Below are 22,644 nucleotides of genomic sequence, written 5' to 3'. Positions count from 1 at the left end.
CCCCCAATTTCCACGCCGTATAGATAGGGGGTTTTGTCTGAGTCTCCAATCAGAAAACGTGAACGATTGGTGAACAAATGCGATTCTGTTGGAATTTGTAGGCCCGAAACCGGCAGCGGCGCGTTTGCAGGCAGCGAATGACCACGCCCCAGAGGATCAGGATGATCTAAAAAACCGCATTATTTAGCATCAGGCCCCGCTTGCGATCATTTCGCGGATTTTTACAGCCTTTTCGAAATGATCAAGCTGATGGGTTTTGATCCACCATTCGGCAGCTTGCATCAACCCCACGGGATCGGTGTTTTTGTTGGCAAAAAATGCATAGAATGACAGCCCTACGCCTTCGCCCTTTTGGGCGATTTTGGCATCACAGACGGCGATGGCATGTTGGCGTAGGGCTGCGTTCATTACATGTGGATCACTTGGCCATAGGCGTCCAGAACCGCCTCATGCATCATTTCCGACAGGGTCGGATGCGGGAAAACCGTGTGCATCAGGTCTTCTTCGGTGGTTTCCAGCTGACGGCCGATCACATAGCCCTGGATCAACTCGGTCACTTCGGCGCCGATCATATGGGCGCCCAACAGCTCGCCGGTTTTGGCGTCAAAGATGGTTTTGATCATGCCCTCGGCCTCACCCAGCGCAATCGCTTTGCCGTTGCCGATAAAGGGGAAACGGCCAACTTTGATCGCGATACCTGCTTCTTTGGCCTTTGCCTCGGTCAGGCCCACGGATGCCACTTGCGGGTGGCAATAGGTGCAGCCGGCAATCGAGTTTGGCTTGATCGGGTGCGGGTGTTTGCCTGCGATAAGCTCGGCCACCATTACGCCTTCGTGGCTTGCTTTGTGGGCAAGCCATGGGGCGCCGGCGATGTCACCAATGGCATAGAGGCCGTCAACGCCGGTGCGGCAGAACTCATCTGTGACAACATGCGTGCGGTCGATTTTCACGCCAAGGGCCTCCAGCCCAAGGTTTTCAACATTGCCGACAATGCCGACAGCGGAAATCACGGTGTCAAATTCCATCGTCTCGGTCTTGCCGTTGGATTCCAGATGCGCGGTGACCTTGCCGGCGGCTTTGTCCAGTTTCTTGACGGTGGTCTTTTCAAGGATTTTCATGCCTTGTTTGACGAATGCCTTTTTCGCAAAGGCGCTGATTTCAGCATCCTCAACCGGCAGCACGCGGTCCATCACCTCGACCACTGTGGTATCGGCGCCCAGCGTGTTGAAAAAGCTGGCAAATTCGATGCCAATCGCGCCGGAACCGATCACGAGCAGTTTTTTCGGCATCCGCTTGGGTTGCAGCGCGTGGCGATAGGTCCAGACCAGATCGCCATCGGCCTCTAGCCCCGGCAAGGTGCGGGCGCGCGCGCCAGTGGCAAGGATGATCGCAGGGGCGGTCAGATCCTCGGTGCCTTTGTCGGTTTTGACGCTGACTTTGCCCTTGGCGGGCAGCGTGGCCTCGCCCATAAACACCGTCACTTTATTTTTCTTCATCAAATGGCCGATGCCGCCCGACAGTTGTTTGGCAACACCGCGCGAACGGGCAACAACGGCGTCAAGATCATAGGAAAGACCGGTGGCAGACAGGCCGAATTCTTTGGCGCGGCGCATCAGGTGGAATACCTCGGCCGAGCGCAAGAGCGCCTTGGTCGGGATGCAGCCCCAGTTCAGGCAGATGCCGCCCAGGTTTTCGCGTTCGACAATTGCGACCGATTTACCCAATTGTGCGGCACGAATGGCGGCCACATAGCCCCCCGGCCCTGCGCCGATAACGACGACATCGAAATTCTTGGCTGCCATGATTTTCTCCTCCGAAAAAGTAGTTTGGCATTAAACCAGTTTTAGAACGCGAGCAACATTACCGCCGCCCTTGGCCTATGCAATCAGCGCATAGCTAAACCTGATCTTGCTGCAAAGCCCTGACAATCGCGCCGTAGCCCCCTTCGGCCATAAAGGCCTCTTCCTCGGGGGTTGAGGCGCGACCCAAGGCCACGTTGCGAAAGGGAAAGCGGCCGAAGCGCTGGATGATTGCCTGATGCGCGCGGGCATGAAGCGCGTTCTCGGCACTGTCCATGCGGGTTTGAAAGCAGTCAACGGCGAGGGCCTGATCGGTCAAATCCTCGGAATGTTCGAACGGCAAGAAAAAGAACTGGCGCGCAGGGGTGGGTGCGTCTTGATCCCAGTTTTGCGCAAGGGCGTGGCGGGCTGCATCGCGCGCAAGCGGGTCGGTGGCAAAGGCGCGGGCCTGACCGCGAAACATGTTGCGGGGGAATTGGTCGGTGACGATCAGATAGGCCAAGCACCCCGTGGCGCCATTGACCCAATGCTCCAGCCCGCCGTCAAGGGCGGCTTGCCACAGCGCGCCGAACTGATCGGTGATTTGCGCGTCAACCTCGGGGTTTACCTCATACCAGCCTTTTGGGCCGATGGTTTCCAGCCAGTATTCCAACACTGTTACGGGATCAGACATGGTCCTGCCTCGCTTTCCATTCAGGTCAGCGTGGCAGGTTTATACCGTGGTTTCAATGCCCCAGAACGGGCATTGAACACGCGAGCGCTTATGGCTTGGGCGCGGCGTGGCTGTGGCCTTCGGGGCCTTCGCCATCAGCTTCGGTCATTGCGACCTCTAGCGCGACCAGCGTGCCCGAGGGCGACACAGCGGTAAAGCTGGAGGTCGGATCAGCGACATGTTTGCGCTGCGTCATGCGCCAGAGGCCGTAACCCGCAAGCGCCGCAAACAGCAGCGCCATAAAGAGGAAAAACCCGGACGGGCCAAACACACCCATGATCCAGCCTGTGATGACTGGGCCACTGATCGCGCCAAGCCCGTTAATGAACAGCAGCCCTGCCGAAGCGGCAGCCATATCTGTACGGTCCAGATAGTCGTTCACATAGGCAAGCAGCAGGGAGTAGAGCGGGTTCGACACTGCGCCACCAAGCGCCCCTACCCCGCACAGCACCCAGAACGGAACATCCCAAAACACCGGTATCAACAGCCCCAGCGCACCCATCGCCGACACGCCCAGGATCACCTTACGCCGGTCGATACGATCCGACAGCCAGCCGATCGGGTATTGGAAAACCATGCCGCCGACATAGATGCCTGCAACAAAGATCGAGATTTCCTTTACCGAAAGCCCTGCTTGGGTGCCCCACACCGCAGCCATACCGAATTGCGCCGAGAAAATGCCGCCCAGCAAGAACATGCCCACGCAGCCCAAAGGCGAGGTTTGATAAAGCCGCTTAAAGCTAAGCGGTTTGGTCGAGGCAAAGGCCGGCGCTTGGGCCACAGACAACAGGATCGGTGTAAAGGCGATAGAGACCAGCACCGAGGGGATGATAAACAGGATAAACCCGCCCGGATCGCCAAGGTTCAGCAGGCCTTGGGCGGCGATGATGCCGATCATTTGCACGATCAGGTATAGCGACAGCGCCTGCCCGCGGTTTTCATTGCTCGACGCGTCATTCAGCCAGCTTTCGGCGGTGATATAGACCCCCGCGAACGAAAAACCGATGACGACGCGCATCAGGGACCAAGCAATCCAGTTCGGGGCGACAGCATACAGGATCAGCACAGCCGAAATCATCGACCCGAGTGCTGCAAACACCCGCACATGGCCGACGCGGCGGATCATATCGGGCACCATCCGCGAGCCAAAGAGAAAGCCGAGGAAGTAACAGGACATGACGATCGACAGTTGGAAGGTGGACATGTTTTCTTGCCCGCCGCGAATACCGAGCAGCGTGCCCTGCATCCCGTTGCCAAGCATCAAGAGCATCATGCCCAAAAGCAGCGCCCAAGAGTTTCGCAATACTGTTAGCATCTGGTCCAACCTTTCCGCCCGGGGCAGCAATTTAACGACAAATCCTGTCGGTCAAGCGCTGTCAGGTATCAGCAAAGATGCGTCACCGTAAGAGAAGAATCTATAATTTTCTGTGACAGCGTGGGCATAGGCGGCTTGCATCCGTTTCTGGCCCATAAGTGCCGCGACCAGCATCAGAAGTGTCGATTTTGGCAGATGAAAATTGGTCATCAGCGCGTCGGTGGTTTGGAATTTGAAACCAGGATAGATGAAGATATCGGTCTCGCCCACCCAAGGTTCTACTTTGCCTGTGGCGCGGGCCGCAGATTCGATCAGGCGCAGGGCCGTTGTGCCAACCGGAATGATACGCCCGCCTGCGGCACGGGTTGCGGCAATTTCGGCGGCGGCTTGGGGTGTGACCTCGCCCCATTCGGCGTGCATTTTATGGGTGGTAACGTCCTCGACCTTGACGGGCAGAAAGGTGCCGGCGCCGACATGCAGCGTAACTTCGGTGGTTTCTACGCCCATCGCGGCAAGCTGGGCCAGCAGCGCGGCATCGAAATGCAGTGACGCTGTGGGGGCGGCAACGGCGCCGGGGGTGCGGGCGAATACGGTTTGATAATCGTCATTGTCTTGGGCATCGGGCGCGCGTTTGGCGGCGATATAGGGCGGCAGCGGCATGGTGCCTGCAGCCAGAAGCGCTGTTTCAAACGCTTTGCCCTCATGGTTAAAGGCTAGGCGCAGGTCGGTTTCGGTTTTCTCGGCCACGGTGGCGGTCAGCCCGCCTGCGAAAAGGATATCTTCGCCCACCAACAGTTTGCGCAAGGGCTTTGCCAGTGCCCGCCAGCCGCCTGCGGCGTGAGGTTCCATCAGGGTAATTTCGATTTTGGCGGAAACCGGGCCTTGGGCGCTGTCGCGGTGGCGTTGGCCGATCAGCCGTGCGGGAATAACGCGGGTATTGTTTAGCACCAAGCGGTCGCCTGCGCGCAGCTGGCCGGGCAAATCGGACACATGCAAATCAGACAGTGCATCGCCTTGGACGACCAGCAGCCTGGCAGCAGTACGGGGCCGCGCGGGGCGCGTTGCGATCAGGGTTTCAGGCAAATCAAAGTCGAAATCGTCAAGCTTCACTCGCTTGGCTCCAGTTTTGGGGGATCGCTGCGAAAGATGTCGCGGAACGTTCCGGGGGTAAGAATTGACAGAGGGTTCACCGAGACAGACGGTTCTTTGGCGGTACCGGTGATTGAATAGTTAAAGCCGAAAAGCCCCTCGTTATTATTGGTGAACAGCGAGCCGATCGCGTTCAGGAAATACACCGGCGAGACCACACCGCGCAGATCAAGCCGCGCGCCGTTAAACACATAAAGCCCCGTCAGTGATACCCCTAACGAGTTGCCAACCGCCGAGCCTTGGGTGATTGCGACCGCCTGCGGGCCAAGTTGGAAGCTGGCCTCGACCGTGTTGAACAAGATGCCAGAGCCGTTCAGCTGATCAAGCAGACCGACGACGGAAATGGCGTTTATCAAGCCAGCCACCGTTGGGGTTTTCCGGATGCGGATATCGCCCATGGTCAGCTTGCCGTCATAGCTGCCCTTGGTGCCGGTGGGGTTCAAGATCAGATCCATCGCGCCGCCTTGGGCATTGGGAAAGATTTTGGCGGCGGAAAATACCGCGCCGGCGTCATCCGATTGCAGGCGCACGGCGGTGCCTGATGGCGTAGGGGCAAGAATGCCCGCGACAGATTTCTGCCCGTTGACACGGCCGCTGAATTCGCCCAGCACCCCGCCTGCGTTGGGGGTGATGTTGCTGCGAAACGCTGTAAGGTCAAGGCCTTGGGCGACGGTCAACTGGTCAAGCGCAAGCGAGATCGTAGGGCCGGAAGTTGTGCTGCCCGCTGCGCCGGGGCCGCCTAAGGGCAAGCCGCGCAGATCAACGCGCCCCCCCGTGACGGCAATGGCGGGTGTTTGGTCTTTGCCCCGCCCGGTCAACGTGGCCGCGACATCCATCCAAGTGCCAAGCTTGACCGAAGAAAACCGCGCCTCGTTCATGCTGCCATCGGGATTCAAGCTGATCGCGCCGCTGGCTTTCAGGCCTGCTGCGTCAAGCGTGATCGCATCAACGGCGGCGGGTTTGCCCAAGGTGACATCAACGGCAAGCTGGCCCGTGCCAGATGCAGGTTTTGACCAGCCAAGCGAGGGGATTTCCATCGACACCCCCGACAAATCGGACCGCAGCGCCAGACGCGGGCTTGTGCCTTGGTTCAGATCTACCGTGACCTGCGCCTTGCCTTTGCCGCCCAGCAAGCCATCAGGCAGGTTGATACCAAAATTTGCGGCGGCTTTCGGGCTGAGCTCGGCACTGCCTTTGACTTGCGATAGGCCTTTGAATTCGGGGCCGAACTGTTTGGTAAAGCTGCCATCGAAAGGCACATCTTGCAAAAAGCCTTTGCCGCCGATTTCCATCCCCTTTGGTGTGACGCGCAGGTTTAGGCGATCGGCGCGCATGACGCGGCCCGGTACCAGCCGGTCAGATGAAACGCCGGTCACGATGCCTTTGACATCAAAATCGACATCCTGAATTTTCACCCCTTTGCGCAGGGGTGTGTGTATGGTCGCGGTGACATCGGCCTGACCTTGCCCGAGGTCGACGGGCAAGTTTGCTTTGGTCATAAAGTTGAACGGTGCCTCATCAAGGATCGACAGCGCCGCCGTCATGCCGCCCTTGGCCCTGAGCGCGATTTTGGCTTGCGCCGGTTTTTGCGTCACGTCCTGAACGGAAAATACGGTGCCTGCGGCATCTATTTGCCCACCCGTTTTCGCGGTGACATGGCCTTGTTCCAGCACCATCGTATAGGATTTGCCCTGGACGACCGAATAACCGCGCCCACCCTCTATCGGTGGCAGAGATTTCAAATACCGCACATCAGCACCGGTGAAATCATAGCCAAGGGAAAACAGTGGATCTGCCTTGGGGGCAAGCCGAAAGCCTGCGCGCACGTTCGACAGGCTGCCCGATTGCACATTTTCCGAAACCCACAGGCGGGTTTTGGGCACGATCATAGACGGCCAGATTGCCATCAACCGGTCGCGGTCGATCTGGTCAAGCTGGGCATTGACCCCGACGGTCCAGCCATCAGGCCCGGCATCCACCCGCCCCGAGGCGACAAGATGCTGGCCTTGGTGGGTCAGCGTGGCCTGACCAATATCGATACCGAAAGGCTGTAGCCGCACACGGTAATCCAGCGCGCCTTGTTCAAACAGCACCGGCCCTTCTAGCGCACCGGGGGGGTCGATTTGCAGGTTGTCGATTTGGATCTGGGACAGGATTTCCGTCGGCATCCGGCTGCTTACCCCCGGCATATAGGCGTGGCCGGACGCTTTGAGCGAGATTTCCTTGCTGGTCACTGTGGCTTCGCGCAGGTCAAGCCGTTCACGGCCGGGGTCATAGCCAAAGAACAGCGACGCCGCTTCAAACGGCACAGGTTCGGTTTGCGGTGTGGGTTGCAGCGCCCCTGCCCCCAAAGTCAGCGAGGCTTCAATCGCGGCCAAGCCGCCGTTTTGCGCCAGCGTGGTGGTGAACTGGCCAGAGATGGGCGCATCCAGCACGCCAAGCCATGCCAAAGGGGCTGCCTGTACCGCGATATCGGCGGCGGCAACGCGGTCTACGGATACAGAGATACTGGCGCTGGCATCCGGCTTGGCCGCAATCAGGGTAACAACCGCGGTTCCAGAGTCGCTGACCCCGCCGCTGACCGAGACGCCCAGTTCTGCCGCAAGCTGATCGGGGCGGTTGGTCATTTGCAAACGGCCGTCGCCCAATTCCCAGACGCGGCCCAATTTGCGGTCGTCGATGGTCAGGGTAAGGGCCTGCGCCTCGATCACACGCAGGCTGGACAGCGCCGAGTGGTTGGACAAGGTGACAAGTGTATACAGCACGTCCGACAGGCCGACGATGGGGCGCGGCTTCATGTTCAAGTTCAGCGCGATGTCAAACTGCCCGTCCTCTAGCCTGCGCAGATTGATATTGGCACCGATCAGCCGCAAGCTGCGCAGGCGGATTTTGCCAGTGACAAGCGAGCCCGGATCGATCGCCACGCGCAGCTCGGGCAAGGATAGCAACGTCGCGCCATTCGCTTCGATCAGGCGGATATCTTCGAGGCGCAGGCGTGGGACCCAATCTTTATCAACCACAAACACAGCGCTGCCAATCGACAGCGAGGTGGCGTCGCCCGTGATTTCCTGCAAGGTTCGGTTGACGCGCTGTTCTGCCTCGACCACCGCCCAAACCGGAATGCGAATATTTTTCTCTGACAGTGCAAGCCCTGCAAATAGTAGGGCTAGCGAAAGGAATAGCACCGCAGGCACCAGCCAATAGGTGCCAAACCGGTGCGGCCGGTGATAGCGTTTGATGCGGGCAGGTTTGATGCCAAGTGGCGGCCCATCTGGCCCTTCTGCATCGGAATCGGCCAGGATAGGTGCGGTCAGCACCAGTGGCGGTTCAGGTGGCCGCCCATCTGCAACTGGCGGGCCGATAGGATCCGGCTTCGGATCATCCATAAATCAACTGCCCATTGCGATTTGCATGTTTGCCCTGAAAAGGCTTGTGTTGGGGGGGATTGCCTTTATCTAAGCCCAAAGGCAACCCAAACACAAAGCCGCGTGTTGCAAGAAGGATTGATACAATGCCCGACATTGGCGATATGGCCCCCGATTTCACACTGCCACGCGATGGTGGCGAGACTGTTACACTGTCCAACCTGCGGCCCGGCCGCGTGGTTGTGTACTTTTACCCCAAGGATGATACCAGCGGCTGCACGATTGAGGCCAAGGATTTCACCGCAATGACCGCCGAATTTGCAGCGGCGGGCGTCACAGTTATCGGCATTTCCAAAGACAGCGTCAAATCACATGATAAATTCGTCGCCAAACACGGGTTGGGTGTGATCCTTGGCGCGGATGAAGACGGAAAAACGGTTGAGGATTATGGTGTCTGGGTTGAAAAGCAGATGTATGGCAAAACCTATATGGGGATAGAGCGCGCGACGTTCCTGATTGGCGGCGATGGTCGGGTGCAGCAAGTCTGGCGTAAGGTCAAGGCCAAGGGCCACGCCGAGGAAGTACTGGCAGCCGCAACGGCAAAAGCGTGACGGAGGCCCCAACGCTGGCCGAGATGGCGGTTGAGGTGCTAACCACCGCCGATGGCCGTCGCAAAACCGCGCTTGGCCGGCAACATGCTGCAACTTGGCAGGCCGCACGCAAGGCGGGCACGCCTTTGCCGGTCGGGCAAGCCTTGCCACCGATGCGCCCTGCCCGCCCGGATGCGCCGGAACTGCTGTCGCCCCGCGATATGCCGCGGCGCAGACCCGGATCACCCACAGGCCGCATCGCGCTGCTGCATGCGGTGGCGCATATTGAGCTGAACGCCGTTGATCTGCATTGGGATATTATCGCGCGGTTTACAGATGTGCCGATGCCCTTGGGGTTTTATGACGATTGGGTCAGCGCCGCCGATGATGAGGCCAAGCATTTCAACCTGATGTGCGATTGCCTGGAGGGAATGGGCAGTCATTACGGCGCCCTGCCCGCGCATGAAGGCATGTGGCGCGCCGCCGAAGACACCGCGACCGACCTGTTTGGCCGTTTGGCTGTGGTGCCAATGGTGCTGGAGGCGCGGGGGCTGGATGTGACGCCGGGTATGATCGAGGTGTTTGAAAAGGCCGGTGAGGCAGAGCCGATTGCCGCGCTGAAAACCATCTATGCCGAAGAGGTCAGCCATGTGGCCTATGGGTCCAAATGGTTCAACTGGCTGTGCGGGCGCGACGGGTTGGACCCGAAAGATGCCTTTCACAGCCTTGTGCGGCGCTATTTTCATGGCGTGCTAAAACCGCCATTCAATGAGGAAAAACGCGCCGAGGCAGGGATTCCCCCCGATTTTTACTGGCCCCTGACCGAGCGGGACGACAGCATGGAAAGCTATGTCGGTAAGCCGGAGTAATCCGGTTTATCGGCGGCTTTCTGCCTGTTTTGCTCGGATTTCCGCTTGGTTTTGGCAGGGCGGGTCAAATTTCTTGCACGCTTGGACCTGGCTTTGTATCCATGCCGGGATGTCTTGTGGCCCGAATTTTTTTCGGGTGGCGGCATCGTGTGGGGAAACAAGACCGGAATTGTTCAGTGCTGAAGCGACTATCTTATCGGATTAATGGGTTTGTAGGGCGATACTTCCCGGAACAGAGACTGTTTTTGAAATCCGATTCCGATACGCGCTACATCCGGCTTCCGCCGTTGACGCAGGCGGTGGCGGTTACCGGTGCAGCCTTGTTTCTGGGCTGGACGATTCTTGCGACATCAATTCTGTTGATGGAATCAATTTCGGCCGGATCGGGGCGCGACCAAGCGCAACGCCAGCAAAGCTTGTATGAGGCGCGGTTGAACGCGCTATCAGCCGACCGCGATTTGCGGGCCGAAGAAGCCGCACGGGCGCAAGAACGTTTTAACCTTGCACTGAAAGAAGTCAGCGACATGCAGGGGCGGCTTTTGTCATCCGAAGATGGCCGCCGCGAAATGGAAACCGGCATTGAGGTGATCCAGAACACACTGCGCCGCACAATCAAGGAACGGGACGAGGCACGCGGCGAGAACGCAGCGCTGACCGCCTCTTTGCAGGCCGAGACCGGCTCTGTCCGTACAGGCGAGGGCCGCGCCGACGATGCGGCAAAAACCGTTGAGATATTATCGAGCGCGCTAAGCGGCACCGCAGAGCAGCGCGACAGCATGGCAGTGGCCGCGCTGGCTGCCAAGAATGAAACAGATGCATTGGCCGCCGAAAAGCGGGCAATGGAAGCCAAGAATGACGTGATTTTCTCTAAGCTGGAAGAAGCGATGACCATTTCGATGGAGCCGCTGGACAAGATGTTCCGCTCGGCAGGTTTGTCGCCCGATACGCTGTTGAAATCGGTCAAGCGGGGGTATTCGGGCCAAGGCGGGCCTTTGTCACCCTTCTCGCTGTCGACCAAGAACCAAGTTCTGAGCAATGACGAAATCCGCGCCAATGCGATTTTGCAGGGGCTTGACCGGATGAACCTGTACCAACTGGCGGCGGCAAAAGCACCCTTTGCGATTCCGATCAAAACCGCCTTTCGCTTTACCTCGGGCTTTGGCTATCGCCGTGACCCAAAGGGCGCAGGCACACGCATGCACGCAGGCACCGATTTTGCCGGCGCCTATGGCAGCCCGATCTATGCCACGGCTGACGGGGTGGTTACCCACGCGGGCTGGCAAAGCGGTTATGGGCGCTTGGTTACGATCAAACACGACTTCGGAATCGAGACCCGTTATGCCCATCAATCAAATATCCGCGTAAAAGTGGGACAAAGGGTCTCGCGCGGCGACCGTATCGGTGATATGGGGAACTCAGGCCGGTCTACCGGCACTCATCTTCACTACGAGGTTCGGATCGGGGGCAAACCTGTTAACCCGATGACCTTTATCAAGGCAGCGACAGATGTTTTCTAAAAGCAAAATCAACGAACCCGGCCCAAAAGCCGAGGCAGACAAAAACCGGCCATCAGAGCCAACCGCGAGGAGTTCTATGGACTTTACCTCTTCTGCGCCAAAGACCAAGCCTGCGGCTTCGGTTCTTTCGTCAGACCTGACCATTACGGGCAACCTGCGCACCACCGGTGACATTCAGGTTGAAGGTACTGTCGAAGGCGATATTCGCGCGCATTTGTTGACGGTTGGTGAAACCGCAACGATTCGCGGTGAAATCGTCGCGGATGATATCGTGGTGAATGGCCGCGTTATTGGCCGCGTCCGCGGACTGAAAGTGCGTCTGACATCGACCGCGCGGGTTGAGGGTGACATCATCCACAAAACCATCGCAATCGAATCGGGTGCGCATTTCGAAGGTTCGGTTCAACGTCAGGATGATCCGCTGGCCAATGGCCGCACCACCGCAGCGCCAACCGCAACATCCCCGGCACCTTCCGCCAAGCCAAGCAGCGAAAGCTGATACACCGCTTTGGTGACGGATTTGAACGGGCATCCTTGCGGGTGCCCGTTTTTCATTCAGGCAAGGGCGCGCCGGTAAAGATGCCAGGTCGCATGCCCGAACAAGGGCAGCACGACAAACAGGCCCAAGAACCCCAGCGCTATTCCCAAAAACAGCGCAGCCGCAATAAGCCCCCCCCAGAGAACCATGATTTTCGGATTGGTCAGCACGACTGACACCGAGGTAATCATCGCGGTGACGAAATCGATCTCGCGGTCCAACAGCAGTGGCAGGCTGACAACGGTAAGCGAGAACAAGACGCCAGAAAAAATCGCGCCGACGATTGTACCGATGAACAGCATCATCAGCCCGTTCGGCGTGGTAAAGACCTGAAACGAGCTGCTGATATTGGTCATGGCTTGCAGCCCGAGAAACAGCGCAAAGATCATATGCGCCAGAAAATTCCAAAACAGAAAGAACACGACCACCACCGCCGCGATTGACGGAATCTGGCGGTCTTTTTGCCGTGCGATCACGCCGAGAATGGCAGTCCAGCTAAGGGATTCGTGTTTTTCAAGCCTGCGGCTGACCTCATACATGCCGCAGGCGATAAAGGGGCCGAGGATGGGAAAGCCTGCAGCGGCGGGCAGTGTCCACCAGATCTGGCCAGTCGCGGTCAGCGCGTAAAGGATTAGCCAGCCGCCCGCGACATAGACCGCCGCGAAAAACAGGCCAAACTGCGGGGCGGTGCGAAAATCTTGCCACCCTGCCCTAAGTGCGGCCCTCAGGTCATCCAGTTCCAGAATAAGCACTTCTGGCCGTTGTGCGGCTTGTTCTGCTTTGTGCGACATACGGCTCTCTCCCTTATGATTGGGCAAAGCCTAACCAATGGGGCGGATGGCACAAAGATGTATTTCAAACTTTGATATTCAAAAATATGCGCCCCTAGTGATGCGCATTTATTGCGGCAACACGGCATCGTTTTCAGTGCAAATTGTTGCAGTCAAGCAGGCGTGCGGCGCCTCAATCGTCGGCGTTCGCCTCGGCCCGCGACTTGCCTGATACATCCATTGCCAAGGTGGCGGCCATGAATTTATCGAGATCGCCGTCGAGCACGCCTTGGCTGTCCGAGGTCTCAACCCCGGTGCGCAGGTCTTTGACCATCTGATAGGGCTGCAACACATAGGACCGGATCTGGTTACCCCAGCCTGCATCGCCTTTGCTTTCATGGGCAGCGTTGATGGCGGCGTTGCGTTTATCCAGCTCCATCTGATAGAGGCGCGAACGCAATGCGTTCATCGCGATTTCGCGGTTCTGGTGCTGCGATTTCATCGATGAGGTGACAACGATATTGGTCGGCAAGTGGGTGATACGCACCGCCGAGTCGGTGGTGTTGACGTGCTGGCCGCCCGCGCCCGAAGACCGGTAGGTATCGATGCGGATGTCTTTGTCGGGGATGTCGATTTCGATATTGTCATCAACAACCGGATAAACCCAAACCGACGAAAACGACGTGTGCCGACGTGCAGCACTGTCATAGGGGCTGATGCGCACAAGGCGGTGAACACCCGATTCCGACTTTAGCCAGCCATAGGCATTGGGGCCGGAAATTTTGTAGGCGGCCGATTTGATACCCGCCTCTTCGCCATCCGACATGGATTGCAGTTCAACCTTATAGCCCTTTTTCTCGGCCCAACGGACGTACATGCGTGCCAGCATCGAGGCCCAGTCGCAGCTTTCGGTGCCGCCTGCGCCTGCGTTCACCTCAAGGAAGGTGTCGTTGCCATCGGCCTCGCCGTTCAGCAGCGCCTCAAGTTCCTTGGCGCGGGCCAGTTCCAGCAGTTCTTTTAGCGCGGTTTCAGCTTCGGTCACGATTTCGGTGTCGCCTTCGGCCTCGCCCATCTCGATCAGCTCGACGTTGTCACGCAGGCCGGTGTCGATCAGATTATAGGTGGACAGCTGGTCCAGCACGGATTGGCGTTCGCGCATCAGCTTTTGCGCCTTGGCAGGATCATTCCACAGATCGGGGTTTTCGATCATGGCGTTGAATTCTTCAAGCCGGTGCGGCGCGGTTTCCAGATCCATGCGTTGGCCAAGCAAGGTCAGCGATTTGCGGATCGTTTCCACATTGGTTTGGGTTTCGGCGCGCATGGCTTGTATCCTTGAAGGCTTGTTTGGGCGAAGGCTTGGTTTTGGCTGGGTAATAACGCTTTGGCCCAGTTTGGGCAAGAGCAGGCACCGACACGTCTCTGGGCCGCGCAAAGGTTGCGGGGCCAGAGACGCGCGGGTAGACCCTAGTAGAGCCCGCCGGAACTGAGTGTGCCGTAATCGGCCTTTTTCGGCAGGACTTTCGTTTTGCCGCTGGCGGTGGTGACTGTGCTGCCGCCTGGCCCGTCTTCGGTTTCGCCCGGCGCAAATAGCGGCAGGTTGGCGCCCATACCAAAGCCGCCATCAACCATCATGCCAAAGCTGTTCAGCGGGTCTTCGCCTTCGCGGAAATATTCCGAAATCACGTTATCGCCGGTGGCATCTTCAGGCAGTGGCGCGCCGGTGAACCGGTCGATTTTCATGAAATAACCGCCCGGTGGTACTTTGAATTTGGTTCCGCCGTATTTTGCCACCGCTTTGCGCATAAAGCGTTCGAACACAGGGCCGCAAACCGTGCCACCATAGGCCTTGCCCATGCTGCGCGGATTGTCATAGCCGATGTAGCAGCCCGCCGCCATATTCGACGAAAAGCCGATGAACCACACGTCTTTGGCGTCATTCGTGGTACCGGTTTTACCCGCGATTGGCACGGGCAGGTTGATGCCCTTGGCCGTGCCGCGCAGGACAACACCTTCCATCATCGAGGTCAGCTGATAGGCGGTGATTGCGTCCATCACGCGTTCGCGGCTGGAATTGATTCTGGGCAGTTCGCTTGGTTCAAGTGCGGCCAGTTTGCAATCATCGCAAATACGCTGGTCATGGCGATAGATGGTTTTGCCATAGCGGTCCTGGACACGGTCAACCAGCGTTGGCTCTACGCGTTCGCCGCCATTGGCAAACATCGCATAGGCGGCGACCATTTTGAACAAAGTGGTTTCTTGCGACCCCAGAGAGTTGGCCAGAAACTGCCCCATCCGGTCGTACACACCAAAGCGTTCGGCATAGCCTGCGACCACATCCATACCAATTTCTTCGGCGATACGGACAGTCATCAGGTTTCGCGATTGTTCAATGCCAGTGCGCACAGGTGTCGGGCCGTAGAACTTGTTGGACGAGTTGCGCGGCCGCCAGATACCTTGCGGTGTGTCCACCTCAATCGGTGCGTCGACCACGATGGTGGCGGGGGTAAAGCCGCTATCCAGCGCCGCAGCATAGACAAAGGGCTTAAAGCTGGAACCGGGCTGGCGCTGTGCCTGTGTCGCGCGGTTGAACACCGAATGCTGATAGGAAAACCCGCCCTGCATGGCCAAGACGCGGCCAGAGTCGACGTCCATCGCCATAAAAGCGCCTTCGACCTCGGGAACCTGACGCAGCGACCAGCGGACAAAGCTGCCATCGCTGTCATTGGTTACGGCGCGCACGAATACAACATCCCCAACCGTCAACAAATCGCCCGCGACTTGGGCCTTTTTGCCAAGACGGCCGTCAGCTTGGCGCTTGCGGGCCCATGTAACGTCTTCTGGCGGGATGAAATGGCCGTCTGCATCTTCGGCCACGCCTTCAATTCCGATGCGGGCCGAGGATTTGCCGACCTCTAGCACGACCGCCGGTTTCCACCCGTCAATATCGCGGGCGATATCGACTGCGGCCAAAGCCTCGCGCCAGCTTGCCTCGGAGCCAAGCTGCGACGGGTCGATGGTTTTGCGTGTGCCGACCCATACCCCCAGGCTGCGGTCAAATTTTTCAAGCCCTTCTTGCAGTGCCTTGGCGGCTTCGGTTTGCAGTTCCGGGTCTACGGTTGCGCGAATGGTCAGGCCACCCGAGAAAAACTCATCCTCGCCAAAGGTGCCGGAAAGCTGGCGGCGGATTTCATCGGTGAAATAATCGCGCGGTGGCAAGGCATCGCGAAACGCCGGATAATCGCCGTTTTGCACCGATTTCAGCGGCAGTTCTTTTTCGGAAAGATAGGTCGCCTCGTCGATATAGCCGTTTTGCCACATCTCGCGCAGCACGTAGTTGCGACGCTCGGTCACGCGCTCTTTGGCGGTGACGGGGTGGTATTTACCCGGTGCTTGCGGCATCGATGCCAGCATCGCCGCCTCATGCGGGGCGAGTTGGCTAAGGGTCTTGTTGAAATAGGTCTGCGCCGCTGCGGCCACACCATAGGAGTTCTGACCGAGGAAAATCTCGTTCAGGTAAAGTTCAAGGATTTTTTCCTTGCTGAGGGTTTCCTCAATCCGCGTGGCTAAAATGATTTCCTTGATCTTGCGCTCGGCCTTGCGTTCGCCGCCCAAAAGGAAGTTTTTCATCACCTGCTGGGTGATCGTAGAGGCCCCGCGCACGTTTTGGCCGCGCGATTTAACCGCCTCGATCACTGCCGCGGCGATGCCGCGTGCGTCATACCCGTGGTGGGTGTAGAAATTCTTGTCTTCGGCGCTGATAAACGCGTGTTTCACCAGTTCGGGAATTTCGTCCGAGCTGACAAAAATGCGCCGTTCCTTGGCGAATTCGTCCATCATCTTGCCTTCGCCCGAATAGATCCGGCTGATGGTGGGCGGTGCGTATTGTGCAAGGCTTTCGTGGCTGGGCAAGTCACGGCTATACATAAAGAAAATGGCACCAATCGAAAGCGCCACAAAGAACGCCCCCATCGTCACCAAAGTGAAAATGCCACCAAAGAATGAACCGATAAACCTGAGCAAGGCATATTCCCTATATTTTCCAAGCCCCCCTATATACAGCATCTGGGGGGGCGTCAAAAGCTGTCCACATTATCATGGCGTGATTTCGCGCAATTCATGGGGGTTTACGGCCGTTTCACCGCGTCATTCGTAGCCTCGGCATTAGTCCAAGCGGTTAATCCGGTTTGCAAGGCACCGATCATTTGCGCCCGCCACGCCGGATCGGTCAGATGTGCCAGATCGCGTGGTGAAGACAGAAAGCCCAGTTCGATCAGAATTGACGGAATATCGGGTGATTTCAACACCGAGAAGCCGCCCGACTGGATCGGTTTGCGATGCATGCGCAAGCCTTCGGCCTTGATTGCGGTTTCCAGAGCTTTGGCCAAGCGATCAACGCGCGGTGCGGTCTGGGTACGGGCCATATCCATCAGCACATGGGCAATCACGTCATCTTGATCGGTCAGATCGACGCCAGCCAACAGATCGTCGCGGTCGTGGCGTTCGGCCAGGGCCTGGGCGGCCATATCGGTGGCGTCATCGGCCAAGGTGTAAAGCGTAGCCCCTGACGCATTGCCTTCGGCCAAAGCATCGGCATGAAGCGAGATAAACACATCTGCCCCTGCCGCGCGCGCCGTGGAAATCCGCGTTTCAAGCGGAATGAACACATCGTCATCGCGGGTCAGGATGACCAGAAAATTGCCGCTGCGTTGCAAGGCCTCTTTGAATTCACGGGCAAAGGTCAGCACCAGATTTGCCTCGCGCAGGCCTTGGCTTTCGGCACCCGGGTCGATGCCGCCGTGCCCCGGATCAAGCACCACAACCAAGGGACCGGTGCCACGCGGCAAGATGCCGGGGAGATCGGCCGGTTTGGGTAAGGCCCAACCTTCGGGTTCGGGTCTGGCAGCCATTTGCGCAAAGACATCGGGCGCGACGGGGGAAAGCGTCAGGTTGATTTTGGCGCCATCGGCGGTGGTTTCCATACCCGCAGAGGTAACCCCAAGCGGACCCGCGAGTTCCAGCACCAAGCGCGACCAGCCCGGGCGAAACACCCCTGCCCGCAAGTCGAGCACGCGGCCACCGCTGCGCGGTACAGCGGCGATCTGCGACCAATCCACCTCACGGGTGTCAAGAATAAGCCGCGGCGGATTGTCCAGCACGCGCACCCGCCACGGGACAGATTGCGACAGCGAAAGGCCGACCGAGACGCCCTTGCCGACATCCCCGATTTTCGAGGTTTCAGGTGCAAGGCGGGCCAGCGCCGACAGCTCTTGCGCCGAGGCCGGAGCAATCGCCAGATAGAGCGCCGCAAGAAAGGTTAGAATTGCCCGCATGGTTCCAGATTTGGCCCTATGGTCCACCTGTTTGTTCTATCTGCTTATTGCGTTACTGCGCCTGAATGTAAATTCACAGCTTCGTATATCGGGCCATAAAGGCGGTAAGCCGTGCAAGGCCCTCGGTGATTTCAGCGGTACTGCGGGCATAAGAAAACCGCAGGGTCTGCGCGCCACGAACGGGATCAAAATCCAGACCCGGTGTCACCGCGACCCCTGCGCCTTCCAAAATATCGGCGGCAAGTTTCAAGCTGTCGGTGGTAAGATCGGACACATCGGCGTAAATGTAGAACGCGCCATCGGGCGGGGCGATTTTGGCAAAACCGGCGGCAGGCAAACCGTCGAGCATAAGCTGGCGGTTGGCGGCATAGACGGCTCGGTTAGCCTCAAGCTCGGGGATGCAATCGAGTGCTGCAAGTGCCGCGATCTGGCTGGCATGGGGCGGGCAGATGAACATGTTTTGCGCCAAGCGTTCGATCAGGCGCACATGGGTTTCAGGCACGACCATCCAGCCGACGCGCCAACCGGTCATGCTGAAATACTTGGAAAAAGAGTTGATGACGTAAGCTTCGTCACTGATTTCCAAAGCCGAAACCGCGCGGTCGCCGTAATGCAGGCCGTGGTAAATCTCGTCCGAGATAAAGGCGATGTTATGGGCGGCGCAATGGTCCATCAACGCCGTCAGGGCTGCGCGGTCAAGCATGGTGCCGGACGGATTGCCCGGGCTGGCCACGATCATGCCTGCCATATCAATGCCTGCCATATCGGCGGGCGTGGGCTGCAAACGATTGGCGGTGCTGGCAGGGATGCCGACAGGCGTAAGCGACAGCGCCTTGAGGATTTGGCGGTAAGACGGATAGCCCGGTTCGCCCAAGCCGACCCTGTCGCCCGCATCGAACAGTGCGGTAAAGGCCAGAAGGAACGCAGCAGATGACCCCGAGGTAACGACCACGCGGGCCGGATCAAGGGTGATGCCGTACCATTTTTGATAAAGTGCCGCGATGCCTGCACGCAATTCCGGCAAGCCAAGCGCCACCGTATAGCCAAGCGCGCCTTGGTCCATCGCATGCGCCAGCGCATCACGTGCACCTTGGGGGGCGCCGGTGCCGGGTTGGCCGACCTCCATATGGATAATACTGCGGCCTGCGGCCTCAAAGGCGCGGGCGGATTCCATCACATCCATCACAATAAAGGGATCGACAGCCCCACGTCTTGATACTTGCATCTATGCGCCCCTATGCTGCACCGCGTTACTGGCAATTGGCTTGCCCTGCCCCCCTGCAATCAGGCATGAGGGGGAAAAGGTCAACTCTGCCGGTGCGCATGCCCCGCGGGAATGGAGAATTTGAATGAAGAAACTGATCGCCACGACAGCCCTTGCCTTGGCACTTGCCAGCCCAGTGCTTGCCCAAAGCAAGATGACGGATGCCGAGCGCACCGATTTTCGCGCCGAGGTGCGGGCCTATCTGATGGAGAACCCCGAGGTGCTGATGGAAGCGATCGGCGTATTGGAAGAGCGCCGCAATGCGGATGCGGCGGCAAATGATGTTGCCCTGCTGGCAACCAATGCGGATGAGATCATGAATGATCCGGCAAGCTGGGTCGGGGGCAACCCTGATGGCGATATCACGTTGGTGGAATTCATGGATTACCGCTGCGGCTATTGCAAAAAGGCCTTTGAGGAAGTGTCGGAGCTGATCTCATCAGACGGGAATATCCGCTTTGTTGTCAAGGAGTTCCCGATCCTTGGGCCGCAATCGGAATTGGCGGCACGCTTTGCCATTGCGGTGTTGCAGGTTGAGGGCGCCGAGACCTATGAAAAGGCGCATAATGCGTTGATGGTGATGAAGGGTGATGTGACGGATGAAAGCCTTGCCGCGCTTGGGGCAGAGGTTGGCGTCAAGGATATGGCTGCGATTGTGGCGCGGATGAATGCGCCAGAGGTGACATCGGTGATCGAGGCCAACCGCGCATTGGCGCAGCGGCTGGAAGTGAACGGCACACCAACCTTTGTGATCGATGAGACATTGGTGCGAGGCTATGTGCCGCTGGACGGAATGCGCCAGATTGTTGACGGCCAGCGCAAAGGCTGAGGCTGGTTTAGTGGCCGGCGCCGGGGGACTTCACGTCCCCCGGACCCCCTGTGGGATATTTATGCCGAAAAGAATGCGGGCAGCGTGATTGCGCCTATTCGGCTGCGTTTTCTGCCGCTGCTGCCTCAATTTGGGCCGCCCGTTTTTCCACCTGTTCGACAATGTGATCGACCATCGCTTCATTGCCGAGTTTGTGGCTTTGTTTGCCCGCAAGATAGACCATGCCAGAACCCGCACCGCCGCCGGTAAAGCCGATATCTGTCATCAACGCCTCACCCGGGCCGTTGACCACGCAGCCGATGATGCTGAGGCTCATCGAGGTGGTGACATGCGCGAGGCGGGTTTCCAGTTCGGTGACGGTTTTGATAACGTCAAAGCCTTGGCGGGCGCAGGACGGGCAGGAAATGATGGTGACGCCGCGGTGGCGCAGGCCGAGAGATTTGAGGATTTCAAAGCCAACTTTCACCTCTTCGACCGGATCGGCCGAGAGCGAGACACGGATGGTGTCGCCGATGCCGGACCAGAGCAGATTGCCAAGACCGATGGCGGATTTCACGGTGCCTGATTGCAGGCCGCCCGCTTCGGTGATGCCGAGGTGGATCGGGGCATCAGTGACATCGGCCAATTGCTGGTAAGCGGCGGCGGCCATGAATACATCGGATGCTTTGACGCTGATCTTATATTCGTGGAAATCATTGTCTTGCAGAATCTTGATATGGTCGAGACCGCTTTCTACCATCGCATCGGGACAAGGTTCACCATATTTATCAAGAAGATGGCGTTCCAGACTGCCCGCGTTCACGCCGATGCGGATCGAGCAGCCATGGTCTTTGGCGGCTTTGATCACTTCTCGCACGCGGGTGGCATCGCCGATATTGCCGGGATTGATGCGCAGGCAAGCGGCGCCAGCCTCGGCCGCCTCAATCGCGCGTTTGTAGTGGAAATGGATGTCGGCGACGATCGGGACCGGCGACTCGTGGCAAATTTCGCGCAGGGCAAGTGCACTTTCGCGGTCGGGGGCCGACACGCGGACGATATCGGCACCGGCGGCGGCGGCACGTTGCACCTGTTCGATGGTTGCCTTGATATCTGTCGTCAGGGTGTTGGTCATGGTTTGCACCGAGATCGGGGCATCCCCGCCTACGGCGACTTTGCCAACCATAATCTGGCGCGACTTGCGGCGCGCAATATTGCGCCAAGGGCGGATGGGATTATGCGTCATTTTGTGCCCGTGCAATGAATGTTACCCGGCCATAGCTAGGCCGAAAACAGCCAAAGCACAACGCCTGAAGCGATCACAAAGACGGGCTGGAGGGGCAGAGCACCAAGGCGTTGTCGGCATCGGCCACGGCAACGGCTTGCCCGGTTTCAACCACAGAGTATTTCGCCTGCACGGCATCGGCAGTCAGCACGACATTTTTGACCACTTGCGCGCCAGGTGCCGAGGGACCGAAGGTTTTACCGTTAACGGTAAAATAAACCGCGCCAGAGTTGCCACTGCGCAAAACCGGTGCATCTTCGAGCAAAGGAACGCTGTAGCGTTCACAGGAATCGAGGATTTTTTCAAACAACACAGTGCCATCAGCCGAAGACACACGCACCCAAGACGGGCGCACAGCCAAAAGCTCTACGCGGTTGGGATCGGATGCGACGACTTGCACTTCGGAATTTGCCTCGGCCGTGGCAACGACCTGCTCTTCGACGACCGGATCAGAGTTGCGTGCGGGATCGATGGATGCGATCGGACCATCGCGCGACGTCAAAACGGGGACTTCCAGCGCCTCGGGGCGGTACAGACGGTCAGAGCGCGCAGGCACAGCGGTATTGGCGGCCAGCCGTGAAACCGTGTCAGCCTCGGCCGTCATTTCGGGGGCCGAGCGGACCAATGGCGCTGCGGCCTGAACGTTGCCCAAGGGGTCGATTTCGGCAATCACCTGCGGGGCCTGATCAACAGGCGCGAGTTGCACGCGCTGCACCTCTTGCAACACCGACCAACCGCCATAGCCCAAGCCACCGATCAGGCCGAGAAGCACCAGCAAAGAGCCAACGGCACCCGGTTCGATCCGCGAAAACGCGGATTCGACGCGCGGCACAAACGTTGCATTCGGGTTTGCCAGCGGGTCGCCATAATCTGGTGTTTTGTTGCGCGCTTTGGAAATCTGCGCCGACGAAGCGGCGGCCGACATACCATGCGCCACAGTAAAGTTTGCTTCGCGGCAAAACTTGGCATAGGCCCAATCGGGATCCATGCCCAGATAACGCGCGTAAGAGCGGACATAACCAGCCACGAACCCTTGGGTTTCAAAGGCCGAAACGTCACAGTTTTCGATGGCTGCAATATATGTAGCTTTGACCTTCAGCTCTCGCTGAACGTCAAGCAGGGATTTGCCCAGAGTCGCGCGTTCGCCGCGCATTAGATCCCCTAAGCGCAACTCAAAATCGTCAAACCCTTTGGGCTTGTCGTCTTCGGTTGTTGAAGGTGCTGCCCTCCAGCCAATCATACACTACGCCCCGTCCATGCCCCAAGTCTTTGCCGAAGTCGTTTAGTACGACTCGATACTTTCGTATTGGGGGTAAGTTACCACAACGCAATCATA

Annotated in this window: 18 protein-coding genes; 5 read left to right on the top strand and 13 right to left on the bottom strand. The window is 58.4% G+C overall.

All coding sequences use genetic code 11. The annotated features are described in order from the left end of the window. Positions 1-189: 189 nt before the first annotated feature. From AKU79_RS12045 to AKU79_RS12020, 6 genes are all read right to left on the bottom strand, one after another. The gene (locus tag AKU79_RS12045; protein WP_050523828.1) at positions 190-408 is read right to left on the bottom strand and encodes a DUF6500 family protein; all 219 of its coding nucleotides are present in this window, start codon (positions 406-408) and stop codon (positions 190-192) included. Continuing rightward, positions 408-1,802, bottom strand: coding sequence for a dihydrolipoyl dehydrogenase (gene lpdA / locus AKU79_RS12040; protein ID WP_050523827.1), 1,395 nt, complete (start codon positions 1,800-1,802; stop codon positions 408-410). The genes AKU79_RS12045 and lpdA overlap by 1 nt, the downstream gene beginning before the upstream one ends. 94 nt (positions 1,803-1,896) lie before the next feature. Beyond that, on the bottom strand, positions 1,897-2,472 hold the full coding sequence (locus AKU79_RS12035) for a DUF924 family protein (protein WP_050523826.1): 576 nt from the start codon (positions 2,470-2,472) through the stop codon (positions 1,897-1,899). A gap of 88 nt (positions 2,473-2,560) precedes the next feature. Continuing rightward, positions 2,561-3,826, bottom strand: coding sequence for an MFS transporter (locus tag AKU79_RS12030; protein ID WP_050523825.1), 1,266 nt, complete (start codon positions 3,824-3,826; stop codon positions 2,561-2,563). Between the two features lie 51 nt (positions 3,827-3,877). Further along, positions 3,878-4,936 carry a tRNA preQ1(34) S-adenosylmethionine ribosyltransferase-isomerase QueA gene (gene queA / locus AKU79_RS12025; RefSeq protein ID WP_050523824.1) on the bottom strand — a complete coding sequence of 353 codons (1,059 nt, stop codon included), beginning with the start codon at positions 4,934-4,936 and terminating at the stop codon, positions 3,878-3,880. After that, positions 4,933-8,361: a YhdP family protein gene (locus tag AKU79_RS12020; protein ID WP_050523823.1), complete on the bottom strand. Its 3,429-nt coding sequence runs from the start codon at positions 8,359-8,361 to the stop codon at positions 4,933-4,935. The genes queA and AKU79_RS12020 overlap by 4 nt, the downstream gene beginning before the upstream one ends. Before the next feature lie 125 nt (positions 8,362-8,486). Between AKU79_RS12020 and bcp the strand changes: the two genes are divergently transcribed. The 4 genes from bcp (at position 8,487) to AKU79_RS12000 (ending at position 11,815) form a co-directional block, all read left to right on the top strand. Continuing rightward, positions 8,487-8,951 carry a thioredoxin-dependent thiol peroxidase gene (gene bcp, locus AKU79_RS12015; RefSeq protein WP_050523822.1) on the top strand — a complete coding sequence of 155 codons (465 nt, stop codon included), beginning with the start codon at positions 8,487-8,489 and terminating at the stop codon, positions 8,949-8,951. Positions 8,952-8,974: 23 nt separating this feature from the next. Beyond that, positions 8,975-9,799, top strand: a complete 825-nt coding sequence (locus AKU79_RS12010; RefSeq protein ID WP_050523909.1) for a ferritin-like domain-containing protein — start codon at positions 8,975-8,977, stop codon at positions 9,797-9,799. A gap of 176 nt (positions 9,800-9,975) precedes the next feature. Further along, on the top strand, positions 9,976-11,316 hold the full coding sequence (locus tag AKU79_RS12005) for a M23 family metallopeptidase (RefSeq protein ID WP_050523821.1): 1,341 nt from the start codon (positions 9,976-9,978) through the stop codon (positions 11,314-11,316). Continuing rightward, complete coding sequence (locus tag AKU79_RS12000; protein WP_050523820.1) at positions 11,306-11,815, top strand: bactofilin family protein; 510 nt, start codon at positions 11,306-11,308, stop codon at positions 11,813-11,815. Before AKU79_RS12005 ends, AKU79_RS12000 begins: the two co-directional genes overlap by 11 nt. 56 nt (positions 11,816-11,871) lie before the next feature. On the opposite strand, the gene AKU79_RS11995 is transcribed toward AKU79_RS12000, so the two are convergent. From AKU79_RS11995 to AKU79_RS11975, 5 genes are all read right to left on the bottom strand, one after another. After that, entirely contained in the window at positions 11,872-12,645 is a 774-nt protein-coding gene (locus tag AKU79_RS11995; protein WP_050523819.1) for a DUF2189 domain-containing protein, read from the bottom strand. Between the two features lie 172 nt (positions 12,646-12,817). Then, positions 12,818-13,945 carry a peptide chain release factor 2 gene (prfB, locus tag AKU79_RS11990; protein WP_050523818.1) on the bottom strand — a complete coding sequence of 376 codons (1,128 nt, stop codon included), beginning with the start codon at positions 13,943-13,945 and terminating at the stop codon, positions 12,818-12,820. A gap of 143 nt (positions 13,946-14,088) precedes the next feature. After that, on the bottom strand, positions 14,089-16,644 hold the full coding sequence (locus AKU79_RS11985) for a penicillin-binding protein 1A (protein ID WP_050523817.1): 2,556 nt from the start codon (positions 16,642-16,644) through the stop codon (positions 14,089-14,091). Between the two features lie 104 nt (positions 16,645-16,748). Further along, positions 16,749-17,954, bottom strand: a complete 1,206-nt coding sequence (locus AKU79_RS11980) for an N-acetylmuramoyl-L-alanine amidase (protein ID WP_050523816.1) — start codon at positions 17,952-17,954, stop codon at positions 16,749-16,751. 73 nt (positions 17,955-18,027) lie between these two features. After that, positions 18,028-19,179 (bottom strand): pyridoxal phosphate-dependent aminotransferase, encoded by a 1,152-nt coding sequence (locus AKU79_RS11975; RefSeq protein ID WP_050523815.1) that lies wholly within the window; start codon positions 19,177-19,179, stop codon positions 18,028-18,030. Between the two features lie 124 nt (positions 19,180-19,303). On the opposite strand from AKU79_RS11975, the gene AKU79_RS11970 reads away from it, so the two are divergent. Continuing rightward, on the top strand, positions 19,304-20,047 hold the full coding sequence (locus tag AKU79_RS11970) for a DsbA family protein (RefSeq protein ID WP_050523814.1): 744 nt from the start codon (positions 19,304-19,306) through the stop codon (positions 20,045-20,047). Between the two features lie 94 nt (positions 20,048-20,141). Here the strand turns inward: AKU79_RS11970 and ispG are convergent, their stop codons facing one another. Both ispG and AKU79_RS11960 read right to left on the bottom strand, forming a co-directional pair. Next, positions 20,142-21,269: a flavodoxin-dependent (E)-4-hydroxy-3-methylbut-2-enyl-diphosphate synthase gene (ispG, locus tag AKU79_RS11965; protein WP_050523813.1), complete on the bottom strand. Its 1,128-nt coding sequence runs from the start codon at positions 21,267-21,269 to the stop codon at positions 20,142-20,144. A gap of 73 nt (positions 21,270-21,342) precedes the next feature. After that, entirely contained in the window at positions 21,343-22,548 is a 1,206-nt protein-coding gene (locus AKU79_RS11960; RefSeq protein ID WP_050523812.1) for a helix-turn-helix domain-containing protein, read from the bottom strand. Positions 22,549-22,644 lie beyond the last annotated feature (96 nt).

The organism is Pseudorhodobacter wandonensis, assembly GCF_001202035.1.
Classification (GTDB): Bacteria; Pseudomonadota; Alphaproteobacteria; order Rhodobacterales; family Rhodobacteraceae; genus Pseudorhodobacter; species Pseudorhodobacter wandonensis.
Note: the sequence above shows the minus strand (reverse complement) of the source record. Positions and strands in the feature narration are given on the sequence as shown.

Bases quoted from the DNA above. Each gene is read 5' to 3' on its own strand.
- AKU79_RS12045 (WP_050523828.1), bottom strand. From the start codon at position 408: ATGAACGCAGCCCTACGCCAACATGCCATCGCCGTCTGTGATGCCAAA.
- lpdA (WP_050523827.1), bottom strand. From the start codon at position 1,802: ATGGCAGCCAAGAATTTCGATGTCGTCGTTATCGGCGCAGGGCCGGGG.
- AKU79_RS12035 (WP_050523826.1), bottom strand. From the start codon at position 2,472: ATGTCTGATCCCGTAACAGTGTTGGAATACTGGCTGGAAACCATCGGC.
- AKU79_RS12030 (WP_050523825.1), bottom strand. From the start codon at position 3,826: ATGCTAACAGTATTGCGAAACTCTTGGGCGCTGCTTTTGGGCATGATG.
- AKU79_RS12020 (WP_050523823.1), bottom strand. From the start codon at position 8,361: ATGGATGATCCGAAGCCGGATCCTATCGGCCCGCCAGTTGCAGATGGG.
- bcp (WP_050523822.1), top strand. From the start codon at position 8,487: ATGCCCGACATTGGCGATATGGCCCCCGATTTCACACTGCCACGCGAT.
- AKU79_RS12010 (WP_050523909.1), top strand. From the start codon at position 8,975: ATGGCGGTTGAGGTGCTAACCACCGCCGATGGCCGTCGCAAAACCGCG.
- AKU79_RS12000 (WP_050523820.1), top strand. From the start codon at position 11,306: ATGTTTTCTAAAAGCAAAATCAACGAACCCGGCCCAAAAGCCGAGGCA.
- AKU79_RS11995 (WP_050523819.1), bottom strand. From the start codon at position 12,645: ATGTCGCACAAAGCAGAACAAGCCGCACAACGGCCAGAAGTGCTTATT.
- prfB (WP_050523818.1), bottom strand. From the start codon at position 13,945: ATGCGCGCCGAAACCCAAACCAATGTGGAAACGATCCGCAAATCGCTG.
- AKU79_RS11980 (WP_050523816.1), bottom strand. From the start codon at position 17,954: ATGCGGGCAATTCTAACCTTTCTTGCGGCGCTCTATCTGGCGATTGCT.
- AKU79_RS11975 (WP_050523815.1), bottom strand. From the start codon at position 19,179: ATGCAAGTATCAAGACGTGGGGCTGTCGATCCCTTTATTGTGATGGAT.
- AKU79_RS11970 (WP_050523814.1), top strand. From the start codon at position 19,304: ATGAAGAAACTGATCGCCACGACAGCCCTTGCCTTGGCACTTGCCAGC.
- ispG (WP_050523813.1), bottom strand. From the start codon at position 21,269: ATGACGCATAATCCCATCCGCCCTTGGCGCAATATTGCGCGCCGCAAG.
- AKU79_RS11960 (WP_050523812.1), bottom strand. From the start codon at position 22,548: ATGATTGGCTGGAGGGCAGCACCTTCAACAACCGAAGACGACAAGCCC.